14 protein-coding genes are annotated in these 17,242 nt (G+C 61.0%); 8 read left to right on the top strand and 6 right to left on the bottom strand.

Annotation, left to right across the window (positions count from 1 at the left end):
• Nucleotides 1-7: 7 nt before the first annotated feature.
• A complete protein-coding gene (locus Q4481_RS01825) occupies nt 8-1,972 on the top strand; it encodes a methyl-accepting chemotaxis protein (RefSeq protein WP_304374558.1) in 1,965 nt (654 codons plus the stop codon).
• A 101-nt stretch (nt 1,973-2,073) separates the two neighbouring features.
• Entirely contained in the window at nt 2,074-2,670 is a 597-nt protein-coding gene (locus tag Q4481_RS01830) for a short chain dehydrogenase (protein ID WP_304374559.1), read from the top strand.
• 5 nt (nt 2,671-2,675) lie between these two features.
• On the opposite strand, the gene Q4481_RS01835 is transcribed toward Q4481_RS01830, so the two are convergent.
• The 3 genes from Q4481_RS01835 to Q4481_RS01845 form a co-directional block, all read right to left on the bottom strand.
• Entirely contained in the window at nt 2,676-3,725 is a 1,050-nt protein-coding gene (locus tag Q4481_RS01835; protein ID WP_304374560.1) for a ligand-gated ion channel, read from the bottom strand.
• Between the two features lie 38 nt (nt 3,726-3,763).
• Nucleotides 3,764-4,858 carry a cache domain-containing protein gene (locus Q4481_RS01840; RefSeq protein WP_304374561.1) on the bottom strand — a complete coding sequence of 365 codons (1,095 nt, stop codon included), beginning with the start codon at nt 4,856-4,858 and terminating at the stop codon, nt 3,764-3,766.
• 84 nt (nt 4,859-4,942) lie between these two features.
• Complete coding sequence (locus Q4481_RS01845) at nt 4,943-5,935, bottom strand: transporter (RefSeq protein ID WP_304374562.1); 993 nt, start codon at nt 5,933-5,935, stop codon at nt 4,943-4,945.
• A gap of 235 nt (nt 5,936-6,170) precedes the next feature.
• Between Q4481_RS01845 and Q4481_RS01850 the strand changes: the two genes are divergently transcribed.
• The gene (locus Q4481_RS01850) at nt 6,171-7,952 is read left to right on the top strand and encodes an acyl-CoA dehydrogenase (protein WP_304374563.1); all 1,782 of its coding nucleotides are present in this window, start codon (nt 6,171-6,173) and stop codon (nt 7,950-7,952) included.
• Nucleotides 7,953-7,962: 10 nt separating this feature from the next.
• On the top strand, nt 7,963-8,721 hold the full coding sequence (locus Q4481_RS01855; protein WP_304374564.1) for a crotonase/enoyl-CoA hydratase family protein: 759 nt from the start codon (nt 7,963-7,965) through the stop codon (nt 8,719-8,721).
• Nucleotides 8,722-8,813: 92 nt separating this feature from the next.
• Here the strand turns inward: Q4481_RS01855 and Q4481_RS01860 are convergent, their stop codons facing one another.
• Complete coding sequence (locus tag Q4481_RS01860) at nt 8,814-9,668, bottom strand: alpha/beta fold hydrolase (RefSeq protein ID WP_304374565.1); 855 nt, start codon at nt 9,666-9,668, stop codon at nt 8,814-8,816.
• Here Q4481_RS01860 and Q4481_RS01865 point away from each other — a divergent pair.
• Nucleotides 9,633-10,715, top strand: coding sequence for a helix-turn-helix transcriptional regulator (locus Q4481_RS01865; RefSeq protein WP_304374566.1), 1,083 nt, complete (start codon nt 9,633-9,635; stop codon nt 10,713-10,715). The two genes, Q4481_RS01860 and Q4481_RS01865, sit on opposite strands and share 36 nt — an antisense overlap.
• Before the next feature lie 8 nt (nt 10,716-10,723).
• Here the strand turns inward: Q4481_RS01865 and Q4481_RS01870 are convergent, their stop codons facing one another.
• Nucleotides 10,724-11,974, bottom strand: coding sequence for a class I SAM-dependent RNA methyltransferase (locus Q4481_RS01870; protein WP_304374567.1), 1,251 nt, complete (start codon nt 11,972-11,974; stop codon nt 10,724-10,726).
• The gene (locus Q4481_RS01875) at nt 11,971-12,726 is read right to left on the bottom strand and encodes a TlyA family RNA methyltransferase (protein ID WP_304374568.1); all 756 of its coding nucleotides are present in this window, start codon (nt 12,724-12,726) and stop codon (nt 11,971-11,973) included. Before Q4481_RS01875 ends, Q4481_RS01870 begins: the two co-directional genes overlap by 4 nt.
• Nucleotides 12,727-12,925: 199 nt before the next feature.
• On the opposite strand from Q4481_RS01875, the gene Q4481_RS01880 reads away from it, so the two are divergent.
• The 3 genes from Q4481_RS01880 to Q4481_RS01890 all read left to right on the top strand — a co-directional run bounded on the left by Q4481_RS01880 (nt 12,926) and on the right by Q4481_RS01890 (nt 17,130).
• Complete coding sequence (locus Q4481_RS01880) at nt 12,926-14,791, top strand: methyl-accepting chemotaxis protein (RefSeq protein ID WP_304374569.1); 1,866 nt, start codon at nt 12,926-12,928, stop codon at nt 14,789-14,791.
• Nucleotides 14,792-14,972: 181 nt separating this feature from the next.
• Nucleotides 14,973-15,896 carry a pirin family protein gene (locus tag Q4481_RS01885; RefSeq protein ID WP_304374570.1) on the top strand — a complete coding sequence of 308 codons (924 nt, stop codon included), beginning with the start codon at nt 14,973-14,975 and terminating at the stop codon, nt 15,894-15,896.
• A 46-nt stretch (nt 15,897-15,942) separates the two neighbouring features.
• Nucleotides 15,943-17,130 carry a serine hydrolase domain-containing protein gene (locus Q4481_RS01890; protein WP_304374571.1) on the top strand — a complete coding sequence of 396 codons (1,188 nt, stop codon included), beginning with the start codon at nt 15,943-15,945 and terminating at the stop codon, nt 17,128-17,130.
• The last annotated feature ends 112 nt before the right edge of the window (nt 17,131-17,242 follow it).

Here is a 17,242-nt window from a genome sequence, read left to right on the forward strand (position 1 = left end):
CATTTCCATGGTGCGTAGAATTCTCAGGTTGCCACTGGTCATTCAGATCCTGATCAGTGTTGCGGTCGTGCTTGTTCTGGGTGAAGTTGCAAAGGTATCGAACGACCTGCGCGCCGAATGGGAGAGGATCGAGGCCAATGGCGAGATGCGCGGCAATGCTGCGCTCGACATGCTGGAGGCGGTTCACATCCAGGCCATGCTCAATCGGGGCCAGATCGAGGATGGCGATCCGGCGATTGCCACGCTGGATGGCGCCATGGAGCAGTTTTCCCATTCCAACCAGAATATCGACATATGGGTGGTGATGGCGCCGAAGGTCGAGGCGTTCCAGAAGGAAAACGGCCAGAAAATCCTGCCGCCCAAGGATGAACTCGACCGCCGCACGTTGACGTCACTCACCCGCGAGCGCGAAGTGTCGGGCAACATGCTGCGGCTGACGCGACCGGTCGTGCTGGGTGCCGGCACGGCCGCCGATGAACGCTGCGCCGGCTGCCACGAAGGCATGATGAACATCACCGCAGGCGAACCGCTTGGCGTCTATAGCGCCGCCATCGACATGTCCCAACAGATTTCGCTCTGGTATGCCGATGTGCAGAAGCGCGCCATTGCAGGTTTCCTGACGCTGGCGGTCACGCTCGCCGTCATCATGCTGCTGTTGCGCATGACCGTTCTTAAGCCGTTGCGCCGTCTCGCCGGAGCCACGGACAGGCTCGCCGCCGGCGATGTCGATTGCGACCTGCCGGCTGCGGATCGCAACGATGAAATCGGTGCCATGGGCAAGGCGCTCGGCGTGTTCCGTGCCGCACTTCAGAGCAAGAAGGCTCTCGAAGTGGAGGCCGAACAGTCGCGCCAGCGTGCCGAACAGGAGCGGATCGATACCCAGCGCAAGGCGGAAGCCGCTGCTGCCGAACGGCTTCGTATCGCCACCTCCGGCCTCGCCGATGGTTTGAAGCAACTAGCGAGCGGCGATCTGGCCTTCCAGTTGACGCAGGAATTCTCCCCCGAATTCGAGGCATTGCGCAGCGATTTCAACGCATCCGTCCAGCAGTTGGGACGCACGCTTGCGGCCATTTCCCAAAGCGTCGGTACCATCGATGGCGGCACCAGCGAGATTTCTCAAGGAACCAACGATCTGTCGCTCAGAACCGAACAGCAGGCGGCTTCACTCGACAAGACGGTGACCGCACTCGGCCAGATCACCGCCAACGTGGCATCGGCCTCCGAACGGGCGAGCGAAGCACGTGACGTTGCAGCGCGTGCGAACGAGAGTGCCGCGAGTTCTGCCGTCGTCGTGACGGATGCCGAAGACGCCATGCGCCGCATCGAACAATCCTCGGCGGAAATCTCCAAGATCATCGGCGTCATCGATGAAATTGCCTTCCAGACCAACCTTCTGGCGCTCAATGCCGGGGTCGAGGCAGCCCGCGCCGGCGATGCCGGCAAGGGCTTTGCCGTCGTGGCCCAGGAAGTGCGTGGCCTCGCGCAACGTTCGGCCAATGCTGCCAAGGAAATCAAGGATCTGATCCAGAACTCGTCGCAGCAGGTCGATAGCGGCGTTCGCCTTGTACGCGATGCGGGCACGGCGCTGAAAACGATCGGCGACTATATCGTATCCATCAACGAACATATGGAGGCGATTGCCAAATCCTCCAAGGAGCAGGCGAGCGATCTCGAAGAGGTCAACAGCGCCGTCTCGCAGATGGATCAGGTGACGCAGCAGAACGCGGCGATGGTCGAACAGTCCAATGCCGCCAGCGCCACGCTCGCAGACGAAACCTCCAAGCTTCGCGATCTCGTCAACCAGTTCCGACTGGATGTGCCTGCGAACAATCCGGTTGCCGGTCTGCGTGCCACCCATGCCCGCATGGCCGCGCCTTCCGCTAAAGCGATGTCGTCGCATCCGGCGCCGGCAAGAATGGCGGTGGCGAAAGCTTCCGGTGGCGGTTCGACCGAAGGCTGGGAAGAGTTCTGATCGAGCCTTGAATAAAATTGAAGGCAGAATGAAGCTTTCGCGCTGGAATAGATTTGCAGTTTGGCTACTCTCCCGGTCCGGAACAGACTGGGAGCATCAATATGAAAATTCTCGTTATCGGCGCCAGCGGCACGCTTGGCCAGGCAGTGGTTCGTGAACTGTCGAGCCGCCATGACATCATCACCGCCTCGCGCAGTTCAGGCGATGTCAATGTCGATATCAAGGATATCGACAGTATCCGCGCCATGTATGCCAAGGTCGGCAAGGTGGATGCGATTGCCTGCACCGCCGGCAAGGTTCATTTCGGCCCGCTGTCGGACATGACGGCTGATCTCATGCAGGTCGGCATCAAGGACAAGCTGATGGGGCAGGTCAATCTGGTGCTGGAAGGCACGGCATCTCTCAACGATGGCGGTTCCTTCTCGCTGATCAGCGGCATTCTCGCCTATGATCCGATCCGGCTTGGCTCGAGTGCCAGCCTCGTCAACGGCGCGCTTGAATCCTTCGTCAAGGCCGCGGCCATCGAGCTGCCGCGCGGCATTCGCATCAATGCGATCAGCCCCAACGTGTTCGTTGAATCGATGGAAGGCTACGGACCGTTCTTCCGCGGCTTCAAGCCTGTTCCGGTCGCCGATGCTGCGCTCGCCTATTCGAAAAGCATCGAAGGCGGCCAGACCGGTCAGGTCTACAAGATCTGATCCGACTACAGTAGGCGGATGACGGCGCAGATGCAGACGATGGTGAAGATCGTCGGCAGGCCAAAGCGCATGGAACGACGGATCTCGAGCGCCAGATAGGGATTGCCGGTATGGCGCTCGAGATTGCCGTAGATCATCGCAAGGTGCGCGAGCAGCGTCAGCACGAGATAGAAATAGCCGATCGAGATCATGAAGGCGATCGGCGAATTGACCGACATCGATCCGGGAAAGCTCGATTCGAAGCTGAAGCTCAGGGCCGCAAGCGCCAGAAGTGCGGAATAGATGATGCCGGCCGGATCGACCTTCATCCGGTCCGGGGCCCAGAGAATGAAGATCGAGACCGAAACGACGGCGGCAAACGGCACAAAGATGCGCAGCAGATAGCGCGGCCACGTGCGGCTGACTTCGGCGGTGACGGTGACATTCGAGAACGGTTTGGCATTCCAGCCATAGGTTTGCGAAAGCTGGAAGGTCAGATCACCGGATCGCCAGTCCGATGCCGACAGGCTTTGCGCGATGCCGGACAGTTCGCGGTCGCGGTCATCGATGGCGAAAATCACCTGGCTTGCATCATAGCGCGGCGTCGAAATCTGGAAGGACAGTTTCTGGCTGTCGAACGGGAAAGATGAAAGATCGATCGCCACCCGATAGTCCGCCTCGATCTGCCGAATCATCGTGACCGTGCCATCGGCCTGGACCGATAGCGCGATCGTCTGGCTCCTCGGCTCGCTGATCTGGTTGCCGACGACAAAACCCGGCGCCCAGCCATGCGACAGCGCCTGTTCAGCCTCGGTGCCGTAGAAATCCTGCCGATAGGTGCCGGTATCGAGCGGCTTGAAGGCGCGCGCGGGATCCTGCCAGCGATAGGTGAATTCGATGCGGGCCGTCACTTCGCTGTCGGTTTCCGACAGTCTTGCGATGTTGAGAATGCGGGCCGACAGGTGAACCTTGACCGGCAGGTGAATGCCGACGGGAATGGCTGCTGCTGGCGCGGATTCTGCGGCGACGGAGGGATTACGGCCGGCAATCGCGATGAAAAGAAAAAGGACCGCCATGAACAGCCCCATCCATGACGCTTTTGGAAAAAGCACGGTCATCGACTGTCTTCCTCCTTGTCGCTCGCATCCGAATGCCGTTTCAGCGCCACTTCATGAAGGCCGAGATAGGCGACGAGCCTGGAGGTCGCATCCGATATGCTGCCGGCCCTGCATTCGCGCGCCAACTGTTCCAGCGGACGGATGACGAAGGCGCGGATGCCGACCATGAAGATGCCATAGCAGAGCACCAGGCCGGAGAGGGCGACGGCCGCGACGGTAATGAGCGTGGCCTTGAAGCTCGCTTCCAGCGCGCTCACATCCTTGACCACGATCAGCGTGCCGATCATCTTGCCCGAAAAATCGAGCAGCGGTTGGCCAAGCATGCCGAGCATGGCACCATTGAATGCGTGGACCTGGCTCTTTGCAGCCCGGCTCAGCGAGATCAGGCCTTCGAGGTTGAGCTGGTTGAACAGGGCGCGGTTGGTGCTCGCATCAAGCCTGAGAGGACCGCCGGCGACGGCGAACCCGCCCTTGCCATCCGGAAAGGCTTCCGGCGCGATGTAAATGGCAAATTCTGCGCCGGTCGTGGCCTTGGCCTGATCGAGCAGCGTCTTGAGATCAAGACCGGTCTCGACAGTACCGACCAGCTGTCCCTGATCGAGGATCGGCGAGACCGAGCGCAGACTGAGCCCCTTGAGGCCGATCTCGAGTCCCTTTTGCGGCTTCTGGCTCTTGTTGGCAGCCAGGATCATCGGGCGGAACAACGCGAGATCCTGCCCGAAATCCTCCGGCTGCCAGACGCGCAGGAACGAGATCATGTCGCGGCTGTGGAAATGCAGCACATCCATGCCGGCTTCCTGCCGGAGGATATCGAGAACCGGCTTCATTCTTGCCTGAAGAGCGGGCCTGTCGGCCGCCGCCATCAGGCGCGCCACCTCCGGATCGTGCGCCACAAGTTCTGCCTGGGTCTGCACCATGCTTTCGGCCTGGGCCATGGCAGCCGAGAGAACCTGAGCCGTTGCCTCGATCTCGTTCGTTTCCGCCCGGTCCATATTGGCGCGGCTGTCGGACAGGAGCAGGAAGCCACTGGCAAGAAGGGTGAGCGCAATGGCGAAGGCGGAAATGGCTGCGAGGCGTCGTTCAAGAGACATGATGGGAATTCCGGGGCAGGCAACAGGCGAACTCATCCATGAGTATCGGTGTTTCTCAGCCCATTCAACTGTTTGCGTGTCCGCTCAGAGAATTCTGGCCCGCTTCAGCAACCACCAGGCACCGAGCATCGAAATCGCCATCAGGATGACGGCATAGAAGGTGCCGCCGATCGCCTCGGAAAAGGGCAGGCTGGCTGTGTTCATGCCAAAGAAGCCCGTCACCAGCGTCGGCGGCATCAGGAAGGCCGTCAAGAGCGAGAGGATGTAGAGATGGCGATTGGTCTCCGAAGTCGCCTTGGAATCGATGTCTTCATGCAGGAGGCGGGCACGCTCCTGTAGCGAGGACACGTCGCGCTCGGCCGTCTCGATCCGCTCGCTCAGCTTGCGGGCGACATCGTCGAAGCCGGCCGGCACCTCATCCTCATCCGAAGCGGTGATCCGCCGCAGATGGGCAAGCTCGGTTCTCAGATGCCGATGCAGGAGCACGATCGTCCGGCGCGCCGGCGCCAGCTTGTGGGTCTCGTCGCGCACTGCATTCTCATAGACGAAATCCTCGATCGTATTGAGTTCCTCGTTGATCTCCAGCACGAGCGAGAAGACGGTTTTCTGGAACTCGACCATCAGCACCGAAAAGACATCGATCGGGCGCAGGATACGGTTGGACCGTTCGATTGCCAGACGGGCCTGATCGACGCTTCTGAGCGGATGCAGCCGGCTGGTGATGATCATGCGTTCGTTGACGGCAAAATGTAGCCAGCCGATATCCGATGTCATTTCATCGAAGCCGCGCTGGAAATCGACGATCGTGCCGCAGACGAGATCAGGTGAAGTATGCAGCGAGGCGTGCGCATCCCGGCTTGTGAGCGCCTGGCGGGCTTCGCTGGACAATCCCGGCACCAGTTCGAGAAAGGCGGGAACGCGCGCATCCGAAAGGCCGAGATGCAGCCAGATGAAACCGTCATCGGCAAGCAGGGTGGGCAAGGTCACATTCGCCGGCAGCCGTTCGGAGCGTCCGGTCTGCGGAAGAAAACGATGGGCCCAGACAAAACCGGGAATGGCGGAAACGGGCAGTTCCATGCAGCGCACGCAGAAGGGTTCGGTTGCCCGTCTTTAGGCGCGAACCATGACGGTTTTGCAAAGATTTTATGTCACGCCGCCCCATCGTGTCGGACTGTGGATTTTCCAGCGCGGATGTCGATCTTATTGACGTTTACGTAAACATAAATTATTGCACATAACCAAACGGAGTATGGATTTCCCCATGGCCGATGCCTAGTATCGGCCGGGATAAGCTTTGCGGAGGAGCGAACGCATGTACAAGGCGCCGGTCGAGGACATTCTCTTTACCCTCAAACATGTGGTGGGCATGGATGCCGCCCTCAAGAAGGGGCAACTCGGCGATCTCACCGAGGATCTGGTGGATGCCATTCTGATGGAAGGTGGCCGTTTTGCCACCGACGAGATGGCGCCGCTCGGTGATATCGGCGACAAGCAGCCGGCCCGCATCGTTGATGGCGGCGTCAAGACACCGGAAGGCTGGCCCGCCCTCTACAAGGCCTGGGCCGAAGGTGGCTGGAACTCGCTGACAGCGCCGGTGGATTACGGTGGTCAGGGCCTGCCGCACATGCTGCTGGTGGCGACGCTCGAAATGTGGAACGGCGGCTCGATGGCCTTCACGCTCGGGCCGACACTGACGATCGGCGCGGTCGAGGCGATCGAGGCGCACGCGACGCAGGAACTCAAGGACAAATATCTGCCGCGGATGATCTCGGGCGAATGGATGGGGTCGATGAACCTCACCGAACCGCATTCGGGTTCCGATCTCGGTGTCATGAAATCGAGGGCCGAGCGCCGCGACGACGGCACCTACCGCATATTCGGCCAGAAGATCTTCATCACCTATGGCGAGCACGATTTCACCGACAACATCATTCATCTGGTGCTCGCGCGCCTGCCGGATGCGCCCGCCGGCTCGCGCGGCATTTCGCTGTTCCTGGTGCCGAAATTCCTCGTCAATGACGATGGCAGCCTTGGCGCCCGCAACGATGTTCATGTTCACGCGCTTGAGCACAAGCTCGGCATTCATGGATCTCCCACCTGCCAGATGATTTTCGGCGACGGCAAGTTCGGCTCCGAACCCGGCGCGATCGGCTATCTGATCGGCGAGGAGAACAAGGGGCTCGCCTGCATGTTCACGATGATGAACAATGCCCGTCTCGCCGTTGGCATGCAGGGCGTGGCGATTGCCGAAGCCGCGACCCAGAAGGCGATCCAGTATGCCAATGACCGCACCCAGGGCCGCGCTCCGGGCTGGAAGGGCGAAGGCATGAGCCCGATCATCGAACATCCGGATGTCCAGCGCATGCTGGTCACGATGAAGGCGCTGACGCAGGGTTCGCGCGCCATTACCTATGCCTGCGCGCATGCCATCGACATGGCACATGCCACCGAAGGCGAGACGCGCCGTTTCTGGGAAGAGCGCGCTAATCTGCTGACGCCGATCGCCAAGAGCTTCCCCACCGATTGCGGTGTCGAGGTAGCCTCGCTCGGCATTCAGGTTCATGGCGGAATGGGTTTCATCGAGGAAACCGGTGCTGCGCGCCTGTTGCGCGACAGCCGCATCGCTCCGATCTACGAAGGCACAAACGGCATCCAGGCCATCGATCTCATTGGCCGCAAGCTGCCGCAATCGGGTGGCAATCACGTCCGTGCCTTCATCAATGAAATCAAGGATGTGGTCGAAGAGGTCCGTGCCTCCAACCGCCCGGGTTTCGGCAAGACTGCCGAAAAGCTCGCCGATGCAGTGGCGGAACTCACCGAAGCCACCGAATGGATGCTGGCAACGCTCGGCGAGGGCAAAATGGTGGAAGCGCTGGCTGGCGCCACGCCCTATCAGCGCCTGTTCGGCCTCACCCTGACGGGCGCCTACCTAGCGCGCGGTGGGCTTGCCGATGCCTCCGACGGTCGCGACGATGCCCGTATCGCGCTCGCCCGCTTCACGGCCGAAAACCTTCTGTCCGAAACTGCGGCCCTCAAGGACCGCGTCATCCATGGTGCGGAAAGCCTTGCGGCAGCCCGTGCAGCCCTTGCTTAAGGAACAGCAAATGAGCGACCATATTCTGATCGAGCGCAGCGATGCGCATCCGGGCGTTCTTGTTGTCCGCATGAACCGGCCTGAAAAGAAGAACGCGATCACGCGCGACATGTACAAGCGCATGGCGCAGGCGCTCGTGGATGCCGGCAGCGATGACAGCGTCCGCGCCGTGGTCATTTTCGGCGTTCCTGGCAGCTTCTCGGCCGGCAATGATCTTGCCGATTTCATGGCGATCGCGCTCGATCCCAGCCAGGGCGAAGGCGTGCAGCAGTTCATCTTCGAGCTGGCGAAGTTCGAAAAGCCGTTGCTCTCGGGCGTCGATGGACTGGCGATCGGCATCGGCACGACCATGAACCTGCATTGCGACATGACCTTTGCGACGCCCCGCTCGCTGTTCAAGGCACCGTTCACCGATCTCGCGCTGGTTCCGGAAGCGGCCTCGAGCCTGATTGGCCCGCGCATCATGGGTCATCAGCGCGCGTTTGCCATGTTCGTCGCCGGTACCGGCTTCTCCGCCGCGGAAGCCCGCGAGGCGGGAATCATCTGGAAGGTGGTTTCCGAAGAAGAACTCGAGGCGACAACATTGGCCGCCGCACTCGATCTCGCCAACCGTCCGCGCCAGGCCGTGCTCCTGTCGCGTCGGCTGCTCAAGGGTTCGGTGGAAGAAATCCATGCGCGCATGTCGGAAGAGCTGGTGATTTTCAACAACCAGCTGAAATCCAAGGAAGCGGCCGCCGCCTTCCAGGCTTTTATGAGCCGCAAGAAATAAGGCTTAGACATAGATTGCCGGAGCGTTTCCGCTCCGGCAATTTGCATGATCAGCTATCAGGAAGCTGCGTCGGATCCGAATAGGCGAGCATCCTAAGCGGCGATTTTTGCCAGCAGCTCTGCAAGCGCCTGTGGTTGCGACAGGAACGGCGAATGGCTCGCTGCGAGCCGGTGCTGAACAGTCGCGCCGCCGATCGCCGCATCCGTCATCTCCACCATCAATGCCTGCCCCTCCGGCGTGATCGCCCGGTCCTCATCGCAGTGGATGTAATGACGAGGCACCGTGCCGAAACGCTCCGCCGTGATCGCGGAGGGTTGCAAGGCCACCTGTACTGGCTCGTCGCAGTGAAGCGTCCTGCGGAAATCGCTGAATTCGGCATCCGCGACATCACCGAAGAAGGCCGCCTTCATGCGGGAAACATAGTCGGGATCTTCGCTTCCGGCATGGATGCGAAGCGCCCTGACGGCAACCGGATCAGCCATGAAGAGGCCTGGCACCAGCGCCGCCTTCATACTGTCGTGCTGGATCATCGCGACGGCCGGCATCCCGGGCGGCAGCAGAAAGGCCGTGAGGTAGACGACTGCATGGAGCAGGTTCGGCACCGCTTCGGCGACCGGCGAGATCGTGATGCCGCCGAGCGAATGGCCGACCAGCACCACCTTGCCATTGCCGAGCGTGGCAGCTTTTTGGACCGCCGCGATCGCGGCTTCGGTGCGCATGGCCTGAGTCACTGCGGCATTCGGTGAAGGCTCGGTTGAAAAGGCTGTGGCGTCGAAGGGTTTTGCGGCATGCGATGCCGGAACTGAGGCATGCGCACCAGCGCCGGGGAGATCGATAGCGATAGAGATATGGCCTGCCGCTTCTAGAAGCGGCAAGAGCTTCGCCCAGGTAGCGGCGCCGTGCCAGGCGCCATGGATGAAGACGAATGCCGGTTTGGTCTGGGACATCAATTCCTCCTCTTGATCCGGAACGTACCGGCACATACGTTACCGCGGCTGCCGGGGGAGGGCTCTGGCTGGAGGCGAAAAATCATGGTCACAGGTGAAGTGGTCGCCGTACCTCTGGCGGACATGTCGACTGCCGCGATCAACGATGTGCGGAAGTTCGACTATTTTTGTGACGCGATCTGCGATGTCTATGCTGGCGTTCAGCCGGTTGAGCCCGACGACAGGGTGTTCGATGCCGAGTTCAAGGCCGTGGCATTGTCGCAGGGCGTTCTGGCTTCCATTGCTTCGCCGGGTCACATGGCCGATCGCGGTGCGCTGCAATTGCGTCGCCGACCGGAGGAGAGCCTGTTTCTCAATCTCAGTGAATTTTCGGCCTATGGTGCGAGCCATGTCGGCGAAGATTGGCGCGTCGCCGCCGGACGACCCTTTTTGCTCGACAACGCCCGTCCATTTCACCTTGATTTTGAGCGTGAACGGCGAATGCGGCTCTATTCGTTGCGCCTTGATCGTCAGTGCCTCGGTTTGTCCATCGATCAGTCCGTTATCGCCAAAATCAATCACGCCATAGCCACCACCGAGCTTGGCCGCAGTCTCGAACTCCAGATGCGGCTCATGTGTCGTTCGATGGGCGCGGGTGAGATCATGTTGGCCGGCACGATGAGCCGGCCCGTGACGGCGCTGCTTGCGCGGATCGCCGAGAATGTTGCCGCAGGCCCGAGCGAAAATAGCTGCCTCGACCTTGCCACGATCAAGGCAGTCGCCCGTCAGCACTTATCCGTCGCGGATTTCAGACTGGAGGATCTGGCGCGCCTCCTGCGCTGCAGCGCAAGAACGGTGCAGTCGCGCTTTGCCGCTGAAGGCACCACCTTCGGCCGCTGGCAACTCGAGGCCCGCCTTGATCTCGTGCGCGACCGGCTGGAGCACAGCACGTTTTCCGGTCGCACGATCGAGGCCATCGCTCTGAGCGCCGGTTTCCGCGACGCATCCCATTTTCATCGTGCGTTCAAGAAACGCTTTGGCATCTCGCCGAGGCAGGCGCGGCACTGAAAACGCGCTCAACGCTCCAGCAAGGCCACGGCCTCGACATGGCCGGACCAGAGGAACTGGTCGATCGGCGTCACCGATTTTAGTTTGTATCCACCGGCAATCAGGATCTCGAGATCGCGTGCAAGCGTGACCGGATTGCAGGAAACTGCGGCAATCCGCGCCACCTTCGAGCGCGCCAGTTCCTGTGCCTGCGCTTCGGCTCCCGCACGCGGTGGATCGAACACCACCGCATCGATCTGCTTGAGATCCATCGGCTGCAGCGGACGGCGGAAGAGATCGCGCCGTTCAACGCTCACCGGCTTCAGCCCCTGCGCGCGGCGAGCCGCCTGATCGAGCGCGGCAAGCGCCGGCGCATCGAATTCCACCGCATGGACCGCGCTCTTGCGCGCTAGCCGGAGCGCGAAGGTGCCGCAGCCGGAAAAAAGATCGGCAATGCGCTTGGCCTTGCCGAGATGGGCGCCGACCAGCTCGGCCATCACTGCTTCTGCATGCTCGGAAGCCTGCACGAAGGCGCCGGGCGGCACGATCACGGCAATGCCGCCGAAATCCAGCTCCGGTTTCTGAGGCTCGACCAGCACTTCGCTGCCAAGCGAGATGCGGGCGATGCCCTTTTCCTGGATGGCGAGGTCGACAGCCGCCTGTTGCTTGCGGGCATCCGGCTTGCGCAGATCGAGGAAATCGAGATCAAGTCCCGATTTCGTGGCGAGAACCGTGATCCGGAACGGTTCCGAGCCGGTTGCAAGCGCGGTGGCGATCCGGCGGATGCCGGCCAGTCGGCCGATGATGGCCGGGCTTGCGATGGGACAGTCCTCGATCGTGACGATGTGATGGCTGCCCGCCTGCATATAGCCCAGGACCAGACCTTTCTCGGTCAGTCTCGCACTGAAGGTCACGCGGCGACGTGCGCCGGCAGAACAGGCAACGAGTGGCGCGACGTCCGCTTCGATCCTGCGCGCGGCGAGAGCCGAGACCACGAGATCGCGCTTGAAAGACTGGTAGGGCAAATCTGCCCAATGCTGCAGCGAACAGCCGCCGCAGGTGCCGCCCGCACCTTCGGGGCCGAAATGCCGACAGCTGGGCGCGACCCGGTCATCGGACAGTTTCGACCAGGACATGGCCGTACCCTGATTTTTAACGCGCGCAATGGCCACCTCTTCGCCCGGAAGCGTGAAGGGAATGAACACCGGACCCTGGCCGGTGCGGGCAATGCCGTCGCCTTCGGCGCCGATTGCGGTGATCGTGACTGTCTCGGTGCTCATTCTTTCATCCCGGCCAAAAGGAATTCCTGGTTTCCGTCGCCGCCGGAAATTGGAGAGGGGATTACACCGATCGAACGCCAGCCGCCAAGCGAATTCAGCCATCCCGCCATATCCTGGGCGATCTTTTCGCCCATGGCAGGCTTTTTCAGGATGCCGCCCTTGCCGATCGCCTCGCGACCGGCCTCGAATTGCGGCTTTACCAGCAACAGACACCAGGCACCTCTGTCGGCCAGTTCAAGAGCCGGCGGCAGTGCCAGTTTCAGCGAAATGAAGGACACATCGGAGACAACGGCACCAACCGGCCCTTCGCCAATGTCCTGGCGGGTGAGGGCGCGCGCATTGAGGCCTTCGATATTGGTGACACGTTCATCGGATGCGATTTTCGCGTCCATCTGTCCATGGCCGACATCAATAGCGATCACCGAGTTTGCGCCACGCTCAAGCAGCGCCTGGGTGAAGCCGCCAGTCGAGGCTCCGATATCGAGACAGCGCCGGCCCGAGGGCGAGAGAGAGAACCCGTCAAGTCCGGCCACAAGTTTGAGGGCCGCGCGGGAAACATAAGATTGCGCCGGGTCATCGATCGCGATCGCCGCATCAGGCAAAACCATCTGGCCGGGTTTCGTCGCGACCTGTCCATCGATCCGGACAGTGCCGCGCCGGATCGCGTCGGCAGCCCGGGAGCGGCTCGGAAACAGGCTGCGGTCGGTGAGCAACTGATCAAGGCGGATCGGAGCGGGCGTTTTATCGTTCATCCGGGATACATGCCCCGGGCGCCCCAGCAAAGCAAGGGGAGCCGGATCGGTTGAAACGGGCAGGTTGACCTCTTCTCCTGCAACGTTGCCGTTTTTTCTTTACGTTACGTCAACCGCAAACTCTTCCTTAATGAATTGCATATTATGGATGGCGAAAAGTTGCATCTCATCAATTCGAACGTCGCCGGACAAACCATCCATGATTTCCAAATTGCGTGACCTACCGCTCGCCACCCAGATCATCGGCGGCGTAACCCTCGTCCTGCTGGCGATTCTCGCCGGCAGCCTTTGGTTCGAAATTGGTGCCGAAAAACGAGAAATGGCAGAAAATGCCGAACGTCGGGGCAATGCCGCGCTCGACATGCTGGAATCGGTTCACGTCAATGCCATGCTCAATCGCGATCAGACTGCCGATGGCGATCCGGCAATCGCGACGCTTGACGGCACGATGGAAAGCTTCTCCGCCCAAAGCAAGGGCGTGGAACTCTGGCTGGTGATGGCGCCGAAGGTGATCGAATACCAGAAGGCGGCCGGCGAGATGGATGTCGAAGGACCCCGTGATCCGATCGATGAGAAAACCCTCTCCGAGCTGAAGCCGCAGGTGGTGATGGGCAGTGAAAAACTGCGGATCACGCGGCCGGTCGTTCTGGGTCAGGGCACGGCGGCGGATGCGAAATGCGCGGCCTGTCACACCGAAAAAATGGGCATCAACGCTGGCGAAATCGTCGGAGCCTATAGCGCAGCTGTCGATCTTGCGCCGGACCTGGCCAATGCAAAGGCGGAGATCACGGAAAAGCTGATCTATAGCGGCATTACGACATTGATCGCCTTGCTTATCTTGACCTTCATTCTCCGGGCCACCGCCATCCGCCCCCTGCGGGCACTCGCGCGCGATACCAAGGCGCTTGCCGATGGCGATATCGACATCAGCTCGAATGCATCGGGTCGCCGCGACGAAATCGGTGACATGGCGCGTGCGCTCGATGTGTTCCGCGAAGCGTTCATCCGCAATCGCAAGCTTGAAGAAGAGGCTGAAGCCAACCGCCGCATGGTGGAGGCTGATCGTCAGCGGACGCAGGAGCAGGCAGAGCGGGAAGCGCAGCAGCGCTTGACGATCGCGACCTCGGGTCTGGCATCCGGTCTGCGCCGGCTGGCAAGCGGCGATCTCGCCTTCCATCTCGAGGAGCCCTTTGCGCCTGAATTCGAAGGCTTGCGACAGGATTTCAATGCCTCGGTCGCCCAGCTCAGCGAAACGCTGATCCTCATCCGCGACAGCGTGTCGATCATCGATGACGGTACGCGTGAAATTGCCGCCGGTACCGATGAACTGTCGCGCCGGACGGAACAGCAGGCGGCGGCACTCGAACAGACGGCGGCGGCCATCGAGGAAATCAATTCCAACGTGAAGGGCGCCAACGGGCTGACGCGCGAAGCGCGCGATGTTGCAATCACCGCTAACGCCGATGCGGAACAATCCGGCAAGATCGTCACCGATGCCGAAAATGCCATGCAGCGCATCGAGGATTCGTCCAAGACCATTTCCAACATTATCGGCGTCATTGACGAAATCGCCTTCCAGACCAACCTGCTTGCGCTCAATGCCGGTGTGGAAGCCGCGCGCGCCGGCGAAGCCGGCAAGGGCTTTGCGGTCGTCGCACAGGAAGTGCGCGAGCTCGCCCAGCGCTCGGCCAACGCCGCCAAGGAAATCAAGGGTCTCATCGACCGCTCCTCGACCGAAGTGGGCAATGGCGTTCGTCTCGTTCGCGATGCCGGTGCGGCTCTTAACATGATCGGAAGCCACATCGCGACGATCCGTCACCATATGGACAGCATCACGACATCCTCGCAGGAACAGGCGACCGGCCTCGGTGAGGTCAATGCCGCTGTCAATGCGATGGACCAGATGACGCAGCAGAATGCCGCCATGGTGGAACAGTCCACCGCCGCAAGCGCGCTGCTTGCCGGCGAGGCTGCCAAGCTCAAGGATCGGGTCAGCCAGTTCCGGCTGGGCGTCGCACCCAAGTCCGTCAGCCATTGGCAGGAGCCCGTGCGCCGGCGCGCGTGACGGCATTCCGACATCGATGGAGGATTGGAATGCGGCCGGAAGGCCGCATCCTTGCCATGCGCTTTGCTGATGAACGATCGCACTGTTCGACGGATGCGCGGTTGCCAAGGCGTCTGCCGGCTTCTACCCTTTGCCGAGATCCAGCCGGATCAATCGATGCAGCAAGTGTGAGGAGCCTTCCATGTCGTTCTTTCCAGGCACAGATCCGGAAATCGGTGATTCCCGCGCCATCGATCAGGTCGAACAACTCATCATCCCGCGTTCGTCTGATATCGGCGGCTTTGAAGTGCGTCGCGCGCTGCCAACCGCCAAGCGGCGCATGGTCGGGCCATTCATCTTCTTCGATCGCATGGGGCCGGCGCTGTTGCGGGCCGGCGAAGCGCTCGATGTCAAGCCGCATCCGCATATTGGTCTGTCGACCGTCACCTATCTGTTCGACGGCGAGATCACCCATCGCGACAGTCTCGGCACCGGCATGGTGATCCGACCGGGCGACATCAACCTGATGACCGCCGGACGCGGCATCGTCCATTCCGAACGCTCGCCGGAAAAGCTGCGCGGCAAACCGCTCTCGATTTCCGGGCTGCAGACCTGGATCGCGCTGCCGGATGGGCATGAGGAAATCGACCCGGCCTTCCAGCATGTCGGCGCCGAAGCCCTGCCGACCTTTTCCGACGATGGCGTGTCCGGCCGTGTGGTGATCGGCGATTTTCTTGGCCTCAAGGCGCCGGTGCCGGTGCTTTCCGATACGCTCTATGTCGATCTTCACATCGAAGCCGGCGCCACCTGCCTCTTCCCCGCCGGAACCGAAGAACGCGCCGCCTATATTCTTTCCGGCACGCTTTCGGTCTCGGGAACCGACTATGAAGCAGACCAGTTGCTGGTCTTCCGGCCCGGCGATGTGATCGACCTCAAGGCGGGCCCGGGACCAGTACATGTGATGCTGTTCGGCGGCGCGACCATGGCATCCAAACGCTATGTCTGGTGGAACTTCGTTTCTTCCTCGAAGGAGCGCATCGAACAGGCCAAGGAAGAGTGGCGCACAGGCCGCTTCGATATCGTGCCGGGTGACGAAGAGGAATTTGTCCCCTTGCCCAGCGGCTGAAACCGGGTAGGTTTGTGACACCCTGCCAAAAACCGGAAAATCACCCATGCCTGATAGCCAGAAACTCCGTGACCCGCGTCAACCGGGTGCTCCGATCATTCCGCGCGCGAGCTGGGACCTCGGCCCTTACAATCGTTGGACGTTTCAGAATGTTCGCGATCTGACACCGACCACTCGCGTCTGGAGAGGGATCGGACAGCCCTCCAATCTGGGCGAGGCGCCGGACGATATCGAGAACATCCGCTTCAACCACGATGGCAAGGAATGGACTGTCGGCGAAGTGCTGGCCGAAACCTATACGGATGGGTTCCTCGTCATGCATCGCGGTCGGGTGGTGCTGGAAATCTACATGAACGGCATGCGTCGTCATACGACGCATCTGTCGCAGTCTGTCGCCAAATCTGTGACGGCTGCTGCATCGGCTGGTCTGATCGAACGCGGTATTCTCGATCCGCAAGCGCCGGTGACCGAGTATCTGCCGGAACTCGAAAAGACCGCCTATGCCGGCGCCAAGCTTCAGCATGTGCTCGACATGACCTCTGGCGTCCTGTTCGACGAGACCTATACGGCCGAAGATTCGCACATGGCCAAGGTCGATGTCGCCTGCGGCTGGAAAGAGCCGAAAGATCCGTCCTGGCCACTGACCATGTGGGAATTCATCCAGACGCTCACGGAAAAGGAATGCGAGCATGGCGAAAGCTTCCGCTATCGCTCGATCGAGACCGATGTGCTCGCCTTTGCCATGCAGCGGGCAACCGGCAAGGCGCTCGCTGATATCGTCAGCGAAAATCTCTGGATCCCGCTGGGAGCGGAAGAGGATGCCTATTTTACCGTCGATCGCGGCGGCTATGCGCTGGCCGATGGTGGTTTCAATGCGACATTGCGGGACTATGGCCGGTTCGCCCAGATGATCACCAACAACGGCAGCTTCAATGGCCGTCAGATCGTGCCGGCGTCCTTTATCGAAAGAACGCGCAAGGGCGGCAACAATGCGATCTTCGGGCCCGATTACCGGGTGGCATTGCCGAAGGGTGCCTATCACAACCAGTTCTGGATCGATGATGTCGACCGGCCGGCGCTGATGGCGCGCGGCGTGTTTGGCCAGTTGCTCTATATGGACCAGGAGTCGCAGTTCGCCGCCGTCAAACTGTCGAGCTGGCCGGACTTCCTCAACATTGCCCGCACGCGCCTGACCTTCGCCGCAGTCCGCGCGATCCGCACGGCCATCGCCTGAAGCAGAGGCTGGGTATAAATGGATTGTGACTTGGCCTGTCGGGGCAAAAGCGGTACTCTAAACAGTATCGCCTTAATTTTCGCGTTCTTTGCGGTTGAAAAAGGCTGATGAG

The sequence above is a fragment of the Fluviirhizobium alvei genome (assembly GCF_030551875.1).
In the GTDB taxonomy this organism is placed as follows: domain Bacteria; phylum Pseudomonadota; class Alphaproteobacteria; order Rhizobiales; family Rhizobiaceae; genus Rhizobium_E; species Rhizobium_E alvei.